13 protein-coding genes are annotated in these 17,471 nt (G+C 72.2%); 8 read left to right on the top strand and 5 right to left on the bottom strand.

Features of this window, described 5'->3' with window-relative positions; genetic code table 11:
* Positions 1-143: 143 nt before the first annotated feature.
* Genes KY49_RS31600 through KY49_RS31585 form a run of 4 tightly spaced genes read right to left on the bottom strand, consistent with a single transcriptional unit; the run spans position 144 to position 5,109 of the window.
* The gene (locus KY49_RS31600) at positions 144-1,691 is read right to left on the bottom strand and encodes a TolC family protein (protein ID WP_042588227.1); all 1,548 of its coding nucleotides are present in this window, start codon (positions 1,689-1,691) and stop codon (positions 144-146) included.
* Positions 1,678-3,792 carry an FUSC family protein gene (locus tag KY49_RS31595; RefSeq protein WP_042588226.1) on the bottom strand — a complete coding sequence of 705 codons (2,115 nt, stop codon included), beginning with the start codon at positions 3,790-3,792 and terminating at the stop codon, positions 1,678-1,680. Before KY49_RS31595 ends, KY49_RS31600 begins: the two co-directional genes overlap by 14 nt.
* Positions 3,773-4,822, bottom strand: a complete 1,050-nt coding sequence (gene mdtN / locus KY49_RS31590; RefSeq protein WP_042588225.1) for a multidrug transporter subunit MdtN — start codon at positions 4,820-4,822, stop codon at positions 3,773-3,775. The genes KY49_RS31595 and mdtN overlap by 20 nt, the downstream gene beginning before the upstream one ends.
* Positions 4,819-5,109 carry a hypothetical protein gene (locus KY49_RS31585; protein WP_042588224.1) on the bottom strand — a complete coding sequence of 97 codons (291 nt, stop codon included), beginning with the start codon at positions 5,107-5,109 and terminating at the stop codon, positions 4,819-4,821. Before KY49_RS31585 ends, mdtN begins: the two co-directional genes overlap by 4 nt.
* 410 nt (positions 5,110-5,519) lie before the next feature.
* Here KY49_RS31585 and KY49_RS31580 point away from each other — a divergent pair, with 410 nt between their 5' ends.
* A complete protein-coding gene (locus KY49_RS31580; RefSeq protein ID WP_042588884.1) occupies positions 5,520-6,668 on the top strand; it encodes a metallophosphoesterase in 1,149 nt (382 codons plus the stop codon).
* Positions 6,669-6,733: 65 nt separating this feature from the next.
* On the opposite strand, the gene KY49_RS31575 is transcribed toward KY49_RS31580, so the two are convergent.
* On the bottom strand, positions 6,734-7,318 hold the full coding sequence (locus tag KY49_RS31575; protein WP_042588223.1) for a malonic semialdehyde reductase: 585 nt from the start codon (positions 7,316-7,318) through the stop codon (positions 6,734-6,736).
* A gap of 263 nt (positions 7,319-7,581) precedes the next feature.
* Here KY49_RS31575 and KY49_RS31570 point away from each other — a divergent pair, with 263 nt between their 5' ends.
* From KY49_RS31570 to KY49_RS31540, 7 genes are all read left to right on the top strand, one after another.
* Positions 7,582-8,190: an alpha-ketoglutarate-dependent dioxygenase AlkB family protein gene (locus KY49_RS31570; RefSeq protein ID WP_042588222.1), complete on the top strand. Its 609-nt coding sequence runs from the start codon at positions 7,582-7,584 to the stop codon at positions 8,188-8,190.
* A 216-nt stretch (positions 8,191-8,406) separates the two neighbouring features.
* Complete coding sequence (locus tag KY49_RS39180) at positions 8,407-8,613, top strand: hypothetical protein (RefSeq protein ID WP_042588221.1); 207 nt, start codon at positions 8,407-8,409, stop codon at positions 8,611-8,613.
* Positions 8,614-9,175: 562 nt separating this feature from the next.
* The gene (gene gspI, locus KY49_RS31560; RefSeq protein WP_042588883.1) at positions 9,176-9,610 is read left to right on the top strand and encodes a type II secretion system minor pseudopilin GspI; all 435 of its coding nucleotides are present in this window, start codon (positions 9,176-9,178) and stop codon (positions 9,608-9,610) included.
* Positions 9,594-10,256 carry a PulJ/GspJ family protein gene (locus tag KY49_RS31555; protein ID WP_042588220.1) on the top strand — a complete coding sequence of 221 codons (663 nt, stop codon included), beginning with the start codon at positions 9,594-9,596 and terminating at the stop codon, positions 10,254-10,256. The genes gspI and KY49_RS31555 overlap by 17 nt, the downstream gene beginning before the upstream one ends.
* 294 nt (positions 10,257-10,550) lie before the next feature.
* Entirely contained in the window at positions 10,551-12,695 is a 2,145-nt protein-coding gene (locus KY49_RS31550) for a tetratricopeptide repeat protein (RefSeq protein WP_197083625.1), read from the top strand.
* A 46-nt stretch (positions 12,696-12,741) separates the two neighbouring features.
* Positions 12,742-14,994 carry a tetratricopeptide repeat protein gene (locus KY49_RS31545; RefSeq protein ID WP_042588218.1) on the top strand — a complete coding sequence of 751 codons (2,253 nt, stop codon included), beginning with the start codon at positions 12,742-12,744 and terminating at the stop codon, positions 14,992-14,994.
* Entirely contained in the window at positions 14,991-17,279 is a 2,289-nt protein-coding gene (locus tag KY49_RS31540) for a tetratricopeptide repeat protein (protein ID WP_082062483.1), read from the top strand. The genes KY49_RS31545 and KY49_RS31540 overlap by 4 nt, the downstream gene beginning before the upstream one ends.
* Positions 17,280-17,471 lie beyond the last annotated feature (192 nt).

Raw genomic sequence — 17,471 nt, 5'->3', positions numbered from 1 at the left:
GGAGTGCTGCAACTGTCCACGATGGTTCCTGAAGGAAGAATGGGCGGCATTCTAGTGGGCGGCGCTCGTGCGCGTCAACCCGGCCAGCGGCGGGTTCGGCGGCGGGCGGGAGGTGGCGCCGCGCAAGCCGTCTCCCGTGATGCTCATTGCGCGGACCCGATCGTCCCGGTGGCGAGCGCGAGCGAGGCGGCGGCCGACAACGCGCCGCAGTAGCTGTCGACGTCCGCATTCTTCGCCGCGAGCAGCTGGCTCTGCGCGAGCGTCGCGTCGGTCACCGAGCCGACGCCGTTGCGGTACGCGGTCAGCGCGGCATCGTAGGTCGTCTGCGCGGCGGCGACGAGCGCCGTCGCGGCCTCGTGCGACGCGAGGCTCGTCTGCAGCGCGTTCTGCGCGGCGACGATCTGCCGGACCGCTTCCTCCTTCGTGCGCGTCAGCCGCGCCGAAGCGCTCTCGGCGTCGTTGCGCGCCTGCATCAGCACCGCCGAGCGCAGGCCGCCGTCGTACAGCGGGATCGTCACGCCGACGAACACGCCGCCGCCGTAGCGGCTGCCGTTCAGGTTGACGGTCGGCGCCTGCTGGCCGACCGCCGGCAGTGCGGTGATCGCCGTGCCGCCGCTGCTGTACGAGGTGGACGCGGACATGAACACCTTCGGCATGAACTCGGCCTGCGCCGCCTTCACCTTCGCGCGGTTGGCGTTTTCGAGCGCATACGCGCTCTGCAGGTCGGGGCGGCGCGCGATCGCGTCCGCGACGATCGAATCGACCGACGCGCGCAGCGCCGGCGGCAGCGGCCGCGGCGGCAGCGCCGCGATCGTCGGCTTCGACAGCGGCGAAATGCCGAGGGCGGAGACGAGGCCCAGGTAGCCGTCGCTCTCGGCGCCGCTTGCCTCGACGAGCGCGAGATTGGCCTGCGCACGGTTCTGCGTCGCCTGCGCGACTTCGACGACGGTGCCGACGCCCTGCTTGAGCCGCGCGCGGGCGGCCGCGGCGATCGCGTCGGCGTTGGCGAGGCTCTGCCGCGCGCTGAGCGCGCGCGATCGCGATGCTTCGTACCGGTAATACGCGATGGTCACGTCGTGGATCACCTGCTGGTGGACAGCCGTGAACGCGACGTTCGACACGATCGACGCCTGTTCGGCCGCTTCGACGCGCGCGGCCCGGCCGCCGAAGTCGAACAGCAGCCATTGCAGCGACAGCGCCGAGATCGTGCCGTGCACGGTCGTGTCGCTCGAGCCGGTGCCGAGCGGCGTCGAGGTCGAGCCGTGGCTGCTCTGGTAGGCGCCCATCGCGGTCGCGGAGAGGTGCGGCAGATACGCGGTCTTCGCGATACCGACCGCGAGCGCCGCGTTGCGCGCGTCGTTCCACGCGATGCGGGTCAACGGGTTCGTCGATTCGGCGAGGTCGATCAGTTCCGGCAGCGTGTACGCGTGCGCCGCATCGAGCGCGGCGGGCGGCGGCACCGCTGCGAGCGCGGGCGTGGCGGGCAGCGTGTAGTCGTGCGGCGCGCGCGGCGCGTGTGAGGGCGCCGCGCCCGGCACGATCTCGCCCGCTGCCGACGTCGGCGGCTGCCATGGGCGGTCGGACGCCTCCGGCGCCAGATCGAGCGACGACGTCGCGCAGCCGGCCAGCGCGACGGCGGTCGCGACGGCGGCCGCGGCGATCGAGGCGGCCGGCGGTTCAGGTAGGCGCATGGGGGTGAGGCTCCTTCGATGTGGCTTGACGGGCGGCGTCGGCGATGCATGCGAGCCGCGCGTCGATCAGGTTCAGCAGTGCGTCGCGTGCGGGGTCGGCGCGCTCGCCGGACGGTCGGGGCGACGGCGGGGCGTCGGGGTGCGCGTCCCGCGCAGGCGGCCGTGCGTCGCCGGTCGTGCGCGCAGCGGCGGGCGCATGACGCTCGGCGCCCGTTCCCGATTCCGCGTCGCGCAGCTCGGCCACGCGCGCAAGTTGCGCACCGATCGCCGCATCGCCCGGCGCGCGTTCGGCGAGCAGGAACAGCGGGCCTTCGAGCGCGCCCAGTTCCGCGAGCGCGCGCCGCCGCGCGGCGAGCCATGCGGGCGCGGGCCGCACCCACGCCGGTTCGTAATGGATCAGGCCGAGATCCTGCGCGATCGCGCCGTGGCGCGCAAAGGCGTCGGCCGCCTGCGCGCGCCGTTCGGCCGGCTGCGCGATCTGCGCGAGCCGCCGCCACTGGTCGACCAGCGCGGCGAGCGCCGCGTCGACCTGCTTGCCGATGCTGACCGGCCAGATGCGCGTGAACACGAGATACACGACGACGTTGCCGAGCAGGATGCCGATCGTGCGGTCGCGCGCGAGCGTCAGGTCGAAGCCCGGGCCCGCGCCCTGGATCACGCACAGGAAGAACGCGAAGGCGATCTGGAAACCCGCATACGCGATCCGCGGCGACCCGAACGCGACCCATGCGGCGAGCCCCGCGCCGACGAACACGAGCGCCATCAGATGGCCGATCGACGACAGCGACGGCACCACGAACACCAGCGCCGCGGTGCCCGCCAGTGCGCCGACGATGCAGCCGGCGATCCGCAGCGTGAGCTTCTCGACCGTTTCGGCGGTCGAGCCGAGCGACACCATGTAGCAGGTGATGAAGCACGTATGGATGCCGGACCAGTCGAGCTGCGAGTACAGCAGATAGCAGAACATCGCCGCGACCGTCGTCTTCAGCGCATAGCGGATGTGATCGGGATTGGTGCGCGCGTCCGGCAGGAAGAAGCCGCCGCGCGGGGCGGGCGGCGGCGCGGCGGGTTCGGCGGCGTTGCCCGCGGCGGGCGCGTTCGCGTCGACGGGCGGCGCGGCGGCCGTCGCGCCGGGTTCCGCGAAGCGCGTGATCGCCGCGTGCAGGTCCGTCGCGACGACGCGGGCGAGCGGCGCCAGCGCATCGGCCGGCGGCAGCGCGAGCGTCACGTCGACCGGATAGCCGCCTCGCTCGAGCATGCCGGCCATCTCGTCGAGCGTCGCCGCGACCGGCGCGGCGAACGCGTCGGGCAGCCGCGCGCCGGGCTCGCGGTCCGCCAGCGCGACCGCGACGAGGATCGCCGTGCTCGACGCGACGGCCTGCCGCAGCGCAGCGACGTCGGCGGCGGACGACGTGCCTTCGAGCTTCGACAGCTTGAGCCAGGTCAGGAGCTGCTTGTCGCCTTCGCGCAGGCTCGCGTCGAACGCGGCGCGCCCGTCATCTTCGCCGCGCAGCCGGTGCGCGGCGAGCCGCAGCCGCTTCGCGAGCTGCGCGCCTGCGAGCCGGCGCGGCGACGGCGCGATCAGCAGGTTGACGACGATCGCGATGCCGACCGGGATCGCGACCATCAGCCACGTATAGAGCAGCGCGCGCGTCGCGGCTTCGCCGCCCGGCACGAGGCCGAGCTCGTCGAGCCCGAAGCCGACGATCATCGCGAGGATCGCGCCGACGGGGCGCAGCTTGCTGGCCGACGTCAGGTAGAGCAGCCCGACCGACAGCACGGCCATGCACGCGACCCGCAGCACCGAATACTCGATGCTGGAGATCGCGACGCCGAGCACGAGCGCGATCACGACCGTGATGACCAGCATCATCGCCGTTGCGAGCACGACGCTCGTCACGCGGTCGGCCCGGTTCAGGAAGAACACCACGTAAGCGGAGATCGCGGCTTCCGGCGTGCCGTACGCGCTCGTCACGAGCACGGTCAGCGTGCAGATCAGCGCGACCCGCACGGCCATCGACGCGCGGCCCGGAAACGGCGCGAGCAGACGCAGGAGTTCGCGCGGGCCGGGCGGCCGGACGTCAGCGGCAGGCCGAGCCATGCCGGATCTCGACGATCGCGCTCGCGCCGACGCGCACGAGCCTGCCGTCGGGTTCGTCGAGCTTCACGCGCACCGGGAAGCGCTGCGCGACGTGCACCCAGTTCACCGAGCGCTGCACAATCGGCAGGGAACGCGGCAGGTTGATGCGGTCGCTGTCCGCGATTCCCGCGCCGATGCCGACCACCTTGCCCGTCATCGCGCGGCCGCGGTCGATCATCGAATAGACGGTCGCGCAGTCGCCGACTTCGATGTGCTTGAGCGCCGTCTCGCGGAAATTGCCGACCGCGAACCATTCGCGCGCGTCGATCAGCGTGAAGATCGACTGGTTCGGCGCGAGGGTCTCGCCGACGAGCACCGACAGGCCCGTCACGAGCCCGTCGTGCGGCGCGCGCACGACGGTATCGTCGAGCGCGTGCTGTGCGCGGGCGAGCGCGGCCTCACGCGCATGCAGCGTCGCGATCGCATCGGCGTCGTCGCCGATCGTCTGCGCGGACGCGCGCTGCTGCTCCTGCGCCTGCGCGAGGGACACGGCCGCGTCGCGCTGCCGGACCTTCGCCTGGTCGAATTGCTGCGCGCTCACGTAGCCCTGCGCGGCGAGCGGCGCGAGCCGGTTCACGTCGCGCGTCGCGAGGTCGTGGTTCTGCGTCGCGCGCTTCACCTGCTCGGCGGCGACCGATGCGTTCGAGCGCTCGCCGATCAGGGTCTTGCGGCGCGTGTCGAGCGACGCGCGCGCGAGCTCGACGTCGGCCTGCGCCTGCGCGACCGTCAGCCGGTACGGCACCGGATCGATCTCGTACAGCAGGTCGCCTTTCGCGACGCGCTGGTTTTCGTGCACCGCAAGCTTCACGATGCGCCCGCCGACGGGCGACGCGACGTGCACGATGTCCGCGTCGATCGACGCGTCGTCGGTCGACGGATAGGCCGTCGCGCGGTGATACGCGTAGGCGAGGGCGGCGATGCCGAGCGCGACGATCGCGAGCGCGATCGCGCGGCCTTTGGTCGAGGGTTGGCTGATGCCGGCGAGTTTCATGCGAAGGGCCCCGTGCCGGTGAGCCAGACGAGCACGGCGATCACGAGCCCGATCGCGGTGCAGACGGCCAGTTGATACGGCACGGTGGCCGCCCAGCCGGTCGCGACGAACACACGATGCGCGACGATCGCGCCGCCGACGCCGATCAGCGCGCTGACGAGCCAGAGCGGGAAGTAGGCGCCGAACAGCACGTAGGACGGCGCGCCGCGCGCCGCGCAGCCCGCGAGCGGCAGGGCCGGCGCCAGGGCGGCGACGCGCAGGGGCGCGCGCGAAGTTGTTTTTCTCATGATGTGACGAGCTTGACGAAAGGGGGCCGGGCGCGCCGCGACGACGGTTCCGCGATACGGTGCCGATAATAAATCAGCGCGACGTGGACGGCCAGCCGGGGCTTGTTCGGCATCCGTGATGGCGGGCGGCGCTTTCGTCAGGGCCGCGCGACGCGGGCGCACGGACGTATAGGGTTGCTAATGACTGCAAGGACGCGGAAGGCAAAGCGAATCGACGCGTTTGATGCGCGGTCGCGATCGAGTCGGCGCGCGAACCGCGCATTCCCGCGTGAACCGGCGTGAATCCGCTCGATCCTGCCGGCCGGGCCCGTCATCTGCCGCCGGCGTCGGGTTCGGCGGGATGTGTGTACCATCGGGCGTACGGCGCGGGCCTCGCTGGCCAGTCGCGCCGCAACGTGGGTGAGCGCGCCATGCGAAGTTTCCTTGTCCGGTTCATTGCGATCGGCTTGCTGTTCCATCTGTACGTCGGGATGCGGATCATTCCCGACGCGTTCGCGTCGACCACCGCGCGCGTCGTCGCGGCGCTCGTGCTCGCGAGCTTCTGCGTGCTGATTCCGGTCGGGATGTTCGCGCGGCGTTTCGACGAAGGCTGGGCGGCGACGTTGTTCGGCTGGGCCGGCGCGATCGCGATGGGGTTCTTCTCGTCGCTGCTCGCGCTGACGTTCGTGCGCGACCTGATGCTGCTCGGCGTGGCCGCGTGGCGCGCGCTCGGACACGCCGGCGCATGGAGCGGGGCGGCGGCGGACAGCGCGTCGGGCGTGCTGGCCGGCGCGCTGCTGATCACGGGAATCGGGTTCGTGAACGCACGGCGCACCGCGGCGGTCAAGCGCGTGTCGATTCCGGTGCAGGGCCTGCCCGCCGCGCTCGACGGCCTGAAGATCGTGCAGCTGTCGGATCTCCACGTCGGGCCGACCATCAAGCGCGCGTATGTCGAGCGCATCGTCGGCGCGGTCAATGCGCTCGATGCCGACATCGTCGCGGTCACGGGCGACGTGGTCGACGGCTCCGTCGAGCGGCTGCGCGAGCACACGGCGCCGCTCGGGCGCATGAAATCCCGGCACGGCAGCTTCCTGGTGACGGGCAATCACGAGTACTACGCCGGCGCGCATGCGTGGATCGCGGAGTTCCGGCGCATCGGCCTGACGGTGTTGCTGAACGAGCACGTGGTGGTCGAGCACGACGGCGCGCGCGCGGTGGTCGCGGGCGTCACCGACTTCACGGCCGGGGCGTTCGACCCGGCACACCGCAGCGACCCGCAGCGCGCGCTGGCGGGCGCGCCGCGCGACGTCGGGACGCGAATCCTGCTCGCGCATCAGCCGAGGAGCGCGGAACAGGCGAGCCGGGCCGGGTTCTCGCTGCAGATCTCGGGCCATACGCACGGCGGGCAGTTCCTGCCGTGGCCGCCGTTCGTGCGGCTGCAGCAGCCGGTCGTCGCCGGCTTGCGGAAATTCGGCGATCTGTGGGTCTATACGAGCCGGGGAACCGGCTACTGGGGGCCGCCGAACCGGTTCGGCGTGCCGTCCGAGATAACGCTGATCCGGTTGACGCGGGGCGCGTAGCCGGCGCCCCGCGCCGGCGTGGCGCACTCGCCGCGGCGCGCGCGTTCATGCGCGCCGCGCGAGCGTCACGCGATGCGGGCGATGTCGTCGAAGTCGAAGCGCGGGCTGCGCGGGAACAGGCCGGCCGGGTCGCCGTAGCCGAGGTTGACGAGGAAATTGCTCTTCACCGTGGTGCCGGCGAAGAACGCGGCGTCGACCGCCGCGTTGTCGAAGCCGGACATCGGGCCGGCGTCGAGGCCGAGCGCGCGGGCGGCCATGATCAGGTATGCGCCCTGCAGCGACGAGTTGCGGAACGCGGTGGCCTGGATCAGCGCGTCGTTGCCCGCGAACCAGCTGCGCGCGTCCGCGTGCGGGAACAGGCGCGGCAACTGCTCGTAGAACGCCATGTCCATGCCGACGATCACCGTGACGGGCGCGGCCATCGTCTTCGCGAGATTGCCTTCGGACAGCGCCGGCTTCAGGCGGGCCTTCGCTTCCGGCGACTTGACGAACACGAAGCGCGCCGGGCTCGAGTTCGCCGACGTCGGGCCGAATTTCGCGACGTCGACCAGCCGGTGGAGCAGCGCGTCGTCGACCGGCTTGTCCTGCCAGGCGTTGTGCGTGCGCGCGGTGAGGAACAACTGGTCGAGCGCGGAATCGGAAAGCGTCATGATGATGAGGTCCGGAAAAGGGCCGGCGAAGCGCGCCGGCCGGGTTGAACGGGAACGTGGCGCGGCCGGGCAGGGGCGGCCGCGCGACATGGCGCGATGATAGCGTGACGCGCCGGCGCATGCCCGGCAGCCGTCGGCCGGGCAGCGGCAGCGGATTGGAACGGCCCCGCGCCGCGAATGAACGCGCATGGCGGCCGCGTGCGTGGTTCGCTACCATGCAATCATGCGTCGCCCGTCGATGTTTTCCGCCTGACCCGCCCGATATGTCCACGTTCGATCTCTTCGATGACACCCCCGCGCCCGACGTCGACTGGTACCCGGACTGGCTCGCGCCGGCCGACGCCGATCGCGCGCTGGCCGCGCTGATCGGCGAGGTCGCGTGGCGCCAGGATGCGATCCGCACGCCGCGCGGCCGCATCCCGCTGCCGCGCCTCACCGCGTGGCAGGGCGAGCCGGACGCGGTCTACGTGTATTCGGGCATCCGCAACGTGCCTGCGCCGTGGACGCCGGCCGTGCTCGAGCTGAAGCGCGCGGTCGAGGCGGCGTGCGGCGCGCGCTTCAACAGCGTGCTGCTGAACCGCTACCGCAACGGGCAGGACAGCATGGGCTGGCACGCGGACAACGAACCCGAACTCGGCGATGCGCCGGTGATCGCGTCGGTGAGCCTCGGCGCGATGCGCGTGTTCGACCTGCGGCACCGCGCGAGCGGCGTCACGCACGCGTACCGGCTGACGCACGGCAGCCTGCTCGTGATGCGCGGGCGGACCCAGGCCGAGTGGCAGCATCGCGTGCCGAAGGCGCCGTCCGTGCAGGGCGAGCGGGTCAACCTGACGTTCCGGCGGGTCGTCGCGGGACCGGCGGACGGCGCGTGACGCAAGCGCGGCGCGCGAATGCCGATGGCCGATGCGGTCCGGCTATCGGTTTAATTTTGAGATAGCCCAGTGAAACCGCTGATGGTGCGGCGCAACATTCTCCGTGTAGACTATTTGATGGACCGGCGCATACCGATCGCTGCCGGAATGATTGCATCTGCATCGCATGCCCGACGGCCGGCCGGCGCCGGACGACGGGCGGCGGGAGAACTTCGCGTGACCGGACTGAGTGAATCCCTCGAACCCTTGCTGCACGTCTTCGAACAGGACGGCGAATGGCAATGGGCGTTGACGGTGAAGCGGACGGCGGGCGTCGGCGTGAAGGTGGTCGCGTTCAGCCGGGAAGGTTTCGTTCGCGAGGTCGACGCGCACGCCGCCGGCGAACGCGCGCGCGCGGCGCTCGACGGCGCGGTGCTCGCCTGACGCTTCCCGTCGTTTCCCGCGCCTGCGGCGTGCTCTGACCGTGGCGCGTTGCCGCGGCGGCCGGGTCTTCCGCTTTTTCTTCATCCCAGGGGCTGTTCACGCTAATAACGGGCTTGCGCTGGCCGCCAGAAGGGCCGAGCGCGAGGAATGGGACGAAGCGAATACCGGGCGTATTCGCAAGGAGCATGACGCGGCGATCGGCCCTTCTGGCGGCCAGCCCCGTAGGCCGGCCCCCACGAATGATTTTCAAAAATCAGGGGAACGTGCCTTGCCGGCCGTATTGCGGCGTCGCGCGTCGCTTGTTTGGCGCGGCCAAACGGCGCTCCTTGCTTCTTGCACTGCAGCCGGCAAGGCACGTTCGCAAGCCCGTTATTAGCGTGAACAGGCCCTCGGTCGCGACGCCGGCCGCCGCGCCGCGCGTGCGCCTTCCCGTCCCGTCAAGAATGGTCCGTATCTTTCGACACGCGACTGCCACAGGTTTCGCCTAACGTAGGCGCGCATCCGGCCGGACGCGCGCTGCGCGAGCCGCGCCGGCATGACGGACAACCGACGGACGTGGTTCATGTGCGACGACAAGACAGGCTATGACGATCGCCCGGTCCGCGGCGGGGCGTCGGCGGCGCGGGGGCCGCAAACGGGTTTCACGCTGATCGAGGTGCTGATCGCGCTCGCGATCGTCGCGGTCGCGCTGGGCGCGGTGATGCGCGCGATCGGCGCGCTCGCGTCGGACACCGACACGGCCCGCATGCGGCTGCTCGCGCTGTGGAGCGCCGACAACGCGCTCGGCGCGATCCGCATCGCCGCGAGCTGGCCGCCCGTCGGCGCCAGCACGTTCGCGTGTCCGCAAGGGCCGTACCGGTTCGTGTGCCGCCAGTCCGTGACGGCGCTGCCCAGCCCGCTCGTGCGGCAGGTGACGGTGAGCGTCCATGCATCGGCGTCGAGCCGGACGGTGCTCGCCGAAGTCGTCACCGTGGTGCAGGATGAAGCGCGGCGCTGACCCGCGCGCCGCGCGGCGCGCACGCGGCTTCACGCTGATCGAGATGCTGGTCGCGATCGCGCTGCTCGCGGTGATCGCGCTGCTGTCGTGGCGCGGTCTCGACGCGACGATCCGCGGCCGCGACGATATCGCGTCGAATCTGGCGCAAACGCGTCTGCTCGGCCGCTATTTCTCGCAACTGCAATTCGACCTGCTGAACCTCGTGACGGCCGACGAGGTGTTCGGGCCGCCGCTGCGGCTCCGTCCGAACGAGCTGGTGCTCGTCCGGCATCTCGGCGTCGGCGGCGGGCCGACGCACGTCCAGGTGGTCCGCTATCAGCTGAAGGGGCGCGAGCTGGCGCGTAGCGCGTCGCAGCCGCTCGCGTCGCTCGCCGAGCTCGAGGACGCGCTGCATCACATGGATGATTTTGCGAAGGTGGTCGTCAGCCGCGACGCGCGCGCGATGCGGCTGGCGGTGTGGATCGCGCCGGGCGGATGGACCGCCAGCCAGGCGGTCATCGAGCAGACCTATGCGCAGTTTCTCGCGCAGCACGGCATCAGCAACATCACGTCGCTCGGGATGCCGCTGCCGCGCGGCGTGCGCTTCGCGGTCGCGCTCGGCGCGCCGTCCGTCGAATACGAACGGACGATTCCGATCGGGCAGTAAGCACGGCGGCCGCCGCGCACACGCCGCGCACCGCATGCATCGGCCGCGCGGGCGGCATGGGATGGGCGTCCGGTCCGCCCGTCAAAATGGTCCGTAACATTCGTCATACGCGTGTTACCGCTCGTCCGCTAGTCTCGCTTCGACAGCGATTGCCGCGACCCGCCGCTCCGGACGGTCGACCGGCAACGGATTCCGCGAGACGGCAAGGGGGCCAACGTGGCGGGCGAGTACTCACAAGGTGCACACGCACGCGCATCCGCGCGCGATGCGTCCGGAACCCGCGCGCCGGCGGCGATGCTGTCCCGCGCGCAGAACTGGCACAGCGCGGGGCGCCTCGACGACGCCGCACGCGAATATCTCGCGGTGCTCGCGAACGAGCCGGACAATCCGCAGGCGCTGCACCAGTACGGCGTGCTGCAATTCCAGCGCGGCGCGGCCGCCGATGCGGAAGCGCTGCTGCGGCAGTCGATCGCGATCGACGCGGGCGTGCGCGCGCTGTCGGATCTCGGCGCGATCCTCGGCGACGTCGGGCGCGCGGACGAAGCGCTCGCGCAGTTCGACGCGGCGCTGCGCGTCGATCCGCGCGACGTGCAGACGCTGGTGCGGCAGGGCAACACGCTGATCGGGCTGCGCCGCTACGAGCCCGCGCTCGCCGCGTTCGACCGGGCGCTCGCGGTGTCGCCGCTCGTGCTCGACGCGTTGTGCAATCGCGGCAGCGCGCTGCGTGCGCTCGGGCGTCATCAGGAAGCGCTCGACACCTACGACCGCGCGCTGATGGTCGAGCCGCGCTCGTTCGAATCGTGGTTCAACCGCGCGCTGGTGCTGCGCGCGCTGCAGCGTCCGGCCGACGCGCTGCAGTGCGTCGACCGCGCGATCGAGATCCGGCCCGGCGTCGCGGTGATGCTGTCGATGCGCGGCCAGACGCTCGTCGATCTCGGGCGCCTGAACGAAGCGCTGAGCGCCTTCAACGAAGCGATCGCGGCCGACCCTTCATTGGTCGAGGCGCTCTACGACAGTGCGGTCGCGCTCGAACGGCTGGGCCGCGCCGGCGAGGCGCTCGCGCGCTGCGAACGCGTGCTCGCGCTCGAACCGTGGCATGCGCGCGCGCACGCGTGCCGCGCCAACGCGCTGCTGCAGTTGAAGCGCCACGACGCCGCGCTCGACAGCTATGCGCGCGCGCTCGACATCGACCCGGGCGCGCACGAGGTCCGCTGCAATCAAGGCACCGCATTGCGCTTCCTGAAACGCTTCGACGAAGCGCTGCAAAGCTACGACGCCGTGCTCGCGAACGACGCGCGCTTCGGCGAGGCCTGGACTCATCGCAGCAGCGTGTTGCAGGACCTGCACCGCTACGACGACGCGCTGCGCGCGCTCGACCGCGCGCTCGAACTGCGCCCGGACCATGCGGCGAACTGGCTCAACCGCGGCAATCTCCACTACGCGACCGGACGCGCGGACGATGCGCTGGCGGCCTACGATCGCGCGATCGCGCTGGATGCGGACTACGTGGACGCGCATGTCGCGCGGGCGTCGCTGCACCTCGTCGAAGGCGACTTCGCGCGCGGCTGGGCGGAATACGAATGGCGGCTGCGCGATCCGGCGCTGGCGCGCCACGACCGTGCGTTCGCGCAGCCGTCGTGGCGCGGCGACGCGCCGCTCGCCGGCCGGACGATCCTGATCCATGCGGAACAGGGCTTCGGCGACACGCTGCAGTTTTGCCGCTACGTGCCACATCTCGCCGCGCAGGGCGCGCGCGTCGTGCTCGAAGTGCCGGCGCCGCTGCGTGAGCTCGTTGCGTCGCTGCAAGGGCCGGCGCAGGTGATCGCGCGCGGCGAATCGCTGCCGCCGTTCGACTGCCACTGCCCGCTGCCCAGCCTGCCGTTCGCGCTGCGCGCGACGCTGCCCGACGTGCCGTGCCAGACGCCATATCTGCATGCGGACCCGCAGCGCGTCCGGCAGTGGACGGAGCGGCTCGGCGAATCGCGCCGCCCGCGCATCGGGCTCGCATGGGCCGGCAATCCGGAACACCGCAACGACCACAACCGCTCGATCGATTTCGCGCTGCTCGCGCCGCTGTTCGCGCTCGACGTCGAATGGGTCAGCCTGCAGAAGGCCGTGACCGCGCGCGACGACGCGTTGCTGGCGAACGCGCCGGTGCGGCGCTGCGGCGACGAGTTCGGCGATTTCGCGGATACGGCGGCGCTGGTCCGCTCGCTCGACCTCGTGATTTCCGTCGATTCGGCGGTCGCGCACCTGGCCGGCGCGCTCGGCCATCCGGTGTGGGTGCTGCTGCCCGATCCGCCGGAATGGCGCTGGCTGCGCGACCGGGACGACAGCCGCTGGTATCCGGACGCGCGCTTGTTCCGGCAGGCCGTTGCGGGCCGCTGGGCGAGCGTGATCGACGCGGTGTGCGCCGCGCTCGACCGGATCACGCGTTAGAGCAGACCCAAAACACGACGACGATGCGACAACCGGGGGCCAGAGCATGACATCGAACGGGGCAGGGACGCCGCTCGCGGCAGCAACGATTCCGGAGCCGCCGCCCGCGATCCGTCGGCCCGATGCCGCGCAGCTCGACCGGCTGCTGGCGCGGGCGCGCAACGCGCATCGGGAGGGCGCGCTGCACCATGCCGAAAAGGCATACGCGGAGTTGCTGGCGCTCGCGCCCGACCATCCGGAAGGGCTGCATCTGCTCGGCGCGGTGCGCTTCCAGCAAGGGCGGCTGGCCGAGGCCGACACGCTGATGCGGCAGTCGATCGAGCGGCAGCCGGCGCCGCTCGCGCTCGCGAACCACGCGGCGGTGCTTGCCGGTCTCGGTCGCGAGCAGGACGCGCTCGCGCGCCTCGACCATGCGCTCGCGATCAACCCCGTGCACCAGCGTGCGCTGTTCCAGCGCGCGGGCCTGCTCGCGCAGCTCGCGCGCCACGACGACGCGCGCGCGGCTTACGACCGCCTGCTCGAACTTGCGCCGCAGTTCGCCGACGGCTTCGTGAAGCGCGGCGAGACGCTGCTGGCGCTCGGCCGCTGCGACGCCGCGCTGGCCGATTGCGATCGCGCGCTCGCGCTCGCCGGGCGTTCGTTCGACGCGTGCCGCGCGCGCGGCCTCGCGCTGCGCGGGCTCGGGCGCTTCCGCGACGCGGCGGACAGCTACGGTCACGCGCTGGCGCTCGTGCCGGGCAGCGCCGAGGTGCTGTTCCTGCGCGGCGTCGCGCACCTGGATCTCGGCGAGCCGGCGCTTGCGCTCGCCGATTTCAACGCGGCGATCGCCGCGAGCCCGGGTTTCGTCGACGCGCTCTTCAACAGCTCGATCGCGCTCGAACAGCTCGGCCGGCACGACGAGGCGCTCGTGCGCTGCGACCGCGTGCTCGCGATCGAGCCGCGGCACGCGCGGGCGCTCGCCAATCGCGGCAACGCGGCGAGCTATCTGGCGCGCTACCGCGACGCGACCGACAGCTACGCGCGTGCGCTCGACGTCGAGCCGGACAATCCCGGCGTGCTGTGCAACTACGCGAGCGCGCTGATGCGGATCGGCCGCCACGGCGACGCGCACGATGCGTGCGACCGCGCGCTGGCGGCGGAACCGGACTACACGCCCGCGTGGTTCACGCGCGGCCGCGTGCGGCTCGAAACGCACCGCTACGGCGACGCGCTCGACGACTTCGCGCGCGTGATCGCGGCGACGCCGCGCGACAAGTTCGCGCATTTCCATCGCGGCAACGCGCTGCGTGCGCTGCGGCGCCACGATGACGCGCGGCAGGCCTATGCGGACGCGATCGACATCGATCCCGACTACGTGCTCGCGCACTGCATGCGCGCGTTCCTGTGCCTGTCGATCGGCGATTTCGAAGCCGGCTGGGCCGAGTATGAATGGCGCTGGCGCGACAGCCAGCTCGACGCGAGCCGGCGCGCGTTCGCGCAGCCGCGCTGGACGCGCGGGATGCCGCTCGACGGGCAGACGATCCTGTTGTACGCGGAGCAGGGGCTCGGCGACACGCTGCAGTTCTGCCGCTACGTGCCGCTCGTGAAGGCGCTCGGCGCGCGGGTGGTGCTCGAATCGCCGGTCGAGCTGACGGCGCTGCTCGCGACGCTCGACGGCGTCGATGCGCTGGTCGCGCGCGGCGCGCCGCTGCCGCCGTTCGACCTGCATTGCCCGCTGCTGAGCCTGCCGCTCGAATTCCGCACCGATCTCGCGTCGATTCCGTCCGGCGCGCCGTATCTGCACGCCGACCCGGCGCGCGTCGCCCGCTGGCGGGAGCGGCTCGGCGCAGCCGCGCGGCCGCGCATCGGCCTCGTCTGGTCCGGCAACCCGCTGCATTTGAACGACCGCAACCGCTCGATGACGCTGGCCGACCTGCTGCCGCTCGTCGACGACCGCTACGAATGGGTGAGCCTGCAAAAGGTGATCCGCGACGAGGAGCGCCCGCTGCTCGAAGGCGGGCCGGTCCGCTTCGTCGGCGACGCACTCGAGGATTTCGCGGATACGGCCGCGTTGACCGCGCTGATGGATTGCGTGGTCAGTGTCGATACGTCGGTCGCGCACCTCGCCGGCGCGCTCGGGCGGCCGCTCGCGGTGATGCTGCCGCATACGCCCGATTTCCGCTGGCTGCTGGAGCGCGACGACAGCCCGTGGTATCCGACCGCGCGGCTGTTCCGGCAGCCGGAAGGCGGGCAGTGGGCAAGCGTCGTCGAACGCATCCGGGACGCGCTGCCGGCGCTGGTCGGCGGAGTCGCGCGATGAGCGCGCGTCAGGGGAGCCGCGCGATGAGCGCGCACGCCGCGCGGCCGGGACCGACGCCGGAATTCGCGCCGGGCGCGGGCATCGGCGTGCTGCAAGCCGCGCTCGACGATGCGCTGCGCAACGCGCGCGCGCGGTTCGAGCAGCGCGACTTCGCGGGCGCCGCGCGGCTGTACGAGGGCGTGCTGGCGCTCGCGCCCGATCACGTCGAAGCGCTGCACCTGCTCGGCTTCGCATACCTGCGCGTCGGCGACCCGGCGCGCGCGGAGCCGCTGATCGCGCGTTCGATGCGCTCCGGCCTGAGCCAGCCGTGGAATCTCGCGAACCATGCGGCGGCGCTCACGGGCGTCGGCCGCCATCGCGACGCGCTCGCCTTGTGCGAGCGCGCGCTTGCCCAGGACCCGGGCCATGCGCAGGCCAACGCGGTGCGCGGCGACGCGCTGCTTGCGCTCGGGGACGGCGACGCCGCGCTCGCCGCGTACGATCGCGCGCTCGGCCGCGAGCCGGGGCATGCGCTCGCGTGGCGCAAGCGCGGCGAGACGCTGCGGATGCTGGGCCGGCCCGCCGACGCGCTGATCAGCATCGAGCGCGCGTTGCGGATCGATCCGAACGATCCGGCTGCGCACGCCGAACGCGGCCATGCGCTGCGCGCGCTGGGGCGTCGCGACGAGGCGCTGCATGCCTACCAGCTTGCGATGGTCGCGCGCGGCAGGACGCCGGATCTCGTGTACGCGTGCGGCGTCGTGCTGACCGAACTCGGGCGTCCGGCCGACGCGCTGGCGTGCGTCGACGAAGGGCTGGCCCGCACGCCGGACGACGTGCAACTGCTGTTCGCGAGCTGCGTCGCGCTCGACCTGCTGCATGCGCGCGACGAACTGCTGAAGCGCTGCGACCGGCTGCTCGCGCTGAATCGCGGCCACGCCGGCGCGTGGGTCGGCCGCGGCAATGCGCTGCTCGGGCTCGAGCGATACGCGGACGCCGCGCACGCTTACGCCGAAGCGCTGTCGCGCAGGCCCGACGACATCGATGCGCTGCGCAACCGCGCGGCCGCGCTGCGCGCGCTCGGCGCATTCGACGACGCGCTCGTCCACTACGAACGGGCGCTCGCGACGACCGGGCCGCAGACCGAACTGCTTTACCAGCGCGCGCTGACGCTGCAGCAGCTCGGCCGCTACGACGACGCGCTCGCCGGCCACGCGGCGGCGGCCTGCGCGCCCGCGGACGCCGCGCAGGCGCTGTTCACGCGCGCGGTCGCGCGCCAGCAGCTCGGCGAGCACGACGCGGCGCTCGCCGATTTCGTGCGCGCGTGCGAACGCGATCCGCATCACGGCGCGGCGCGCCGCGCCGAGGCGTTCTGCCGCCTGCTGATGGGCGACTTCGACACCGGCTGGCGCCAGCACGAAGCGCGCTGGCAGGCCGCCGACGTGATGCTGCACCGGCGTCACGCGGACCGGCCGATGTGGCACGGCGATGCGTCGATCGCGGGCCGGACTGTGCTGCTGCACGCGGAGCAGGGCTACGGCGACACGCTGCAGTTCTGCCGCTACGCGAGCCTCGTGCACGACCGGGGTGCGACGGTGCTGGTCGAAGCGCCGGCCGCGCTCGGCGAACTGCTCGGCACGCTGCGCGGCGTGAGCCGCGTCGTCACCGAGGGACAGCCGACGCCGGCGTTCGACCTGCACTGCCCGCTGATGAGCCTGCCTTACGCGTTTCGCACCACGCTCGACACGGTGCCGGCCGACGTGCCGTACCTGCGCGCCGACGCACGGCGGCGCGCGGCGTGGGCCGGCCGGCTCGATGCGCTCGCGCCGCCGCGCCGCCTGCGGGTCGGGCTCGCATGGTCCGGCAACCCGCGCCACGCGAACGACGAGAACCGCTCGCTGCCGTTTGCCGCGCTCGCGCCGCTGCTGACGCTCGACGCGACGTTCGTGAGCCTGCAGCCGCAGGTGCGCGCGCGGGATGCGCAAGCCTTCGCGGCGAGCGGCGTCGTGTCGTTCGACGACGCGCTGACGGATTTCGCGGAGACGGCCGCGCTCGTCGACACGCTCGATCTCGTGATCAGCGTCGACACGTCGGTCGCGCACCTGGCCGGCGCGCTCGGGCGGCCGGTGTGGGTGCTGCTGCCGCGCGTGCCGGACTGGCGCTGGCTGCTGGAGCGCGACGACAGCCCGTGGTATCCGTCCGCGACGCTGTTCCGGCAGGCGCGGCCCGGCGACTGGCCGGCGCTCGTGGCGCGCGTCGGCGCGGCGCTCGCCGCGCTTGCGCGGTCGCACCGCGAGCCGGCATGAGCCGGCATGACTCGGCGTGCTCCGGCGCATATGACAAATGCTACGGACCTTTTCAGCGCGGCCGGAATGGTCCGTAGCACCCGCCATGCCGCTGCCACGCGCGCTTCGTATGGTCTTCGGATTCCAGTGGCCTGTTCAACGTGCATCGACACGCGCGGCCATGGATCGGCGCCGGCCTCGGCGCGATCGCGG

This window comes from Burkholderia sp. MSHR3999, from assembly GCF_000833595.1.
GTDB lineage: Bacteria > Pseudomonadota > Gammaproteobacteria > Burkholderiales > Burkholderiaceae > Burkholderia > Burkholderia ubonensis.
Note: the sequence above shows the minus strand (reverse complement) of the source record. Positions and strands in the feature narration are given on the sequence as shown.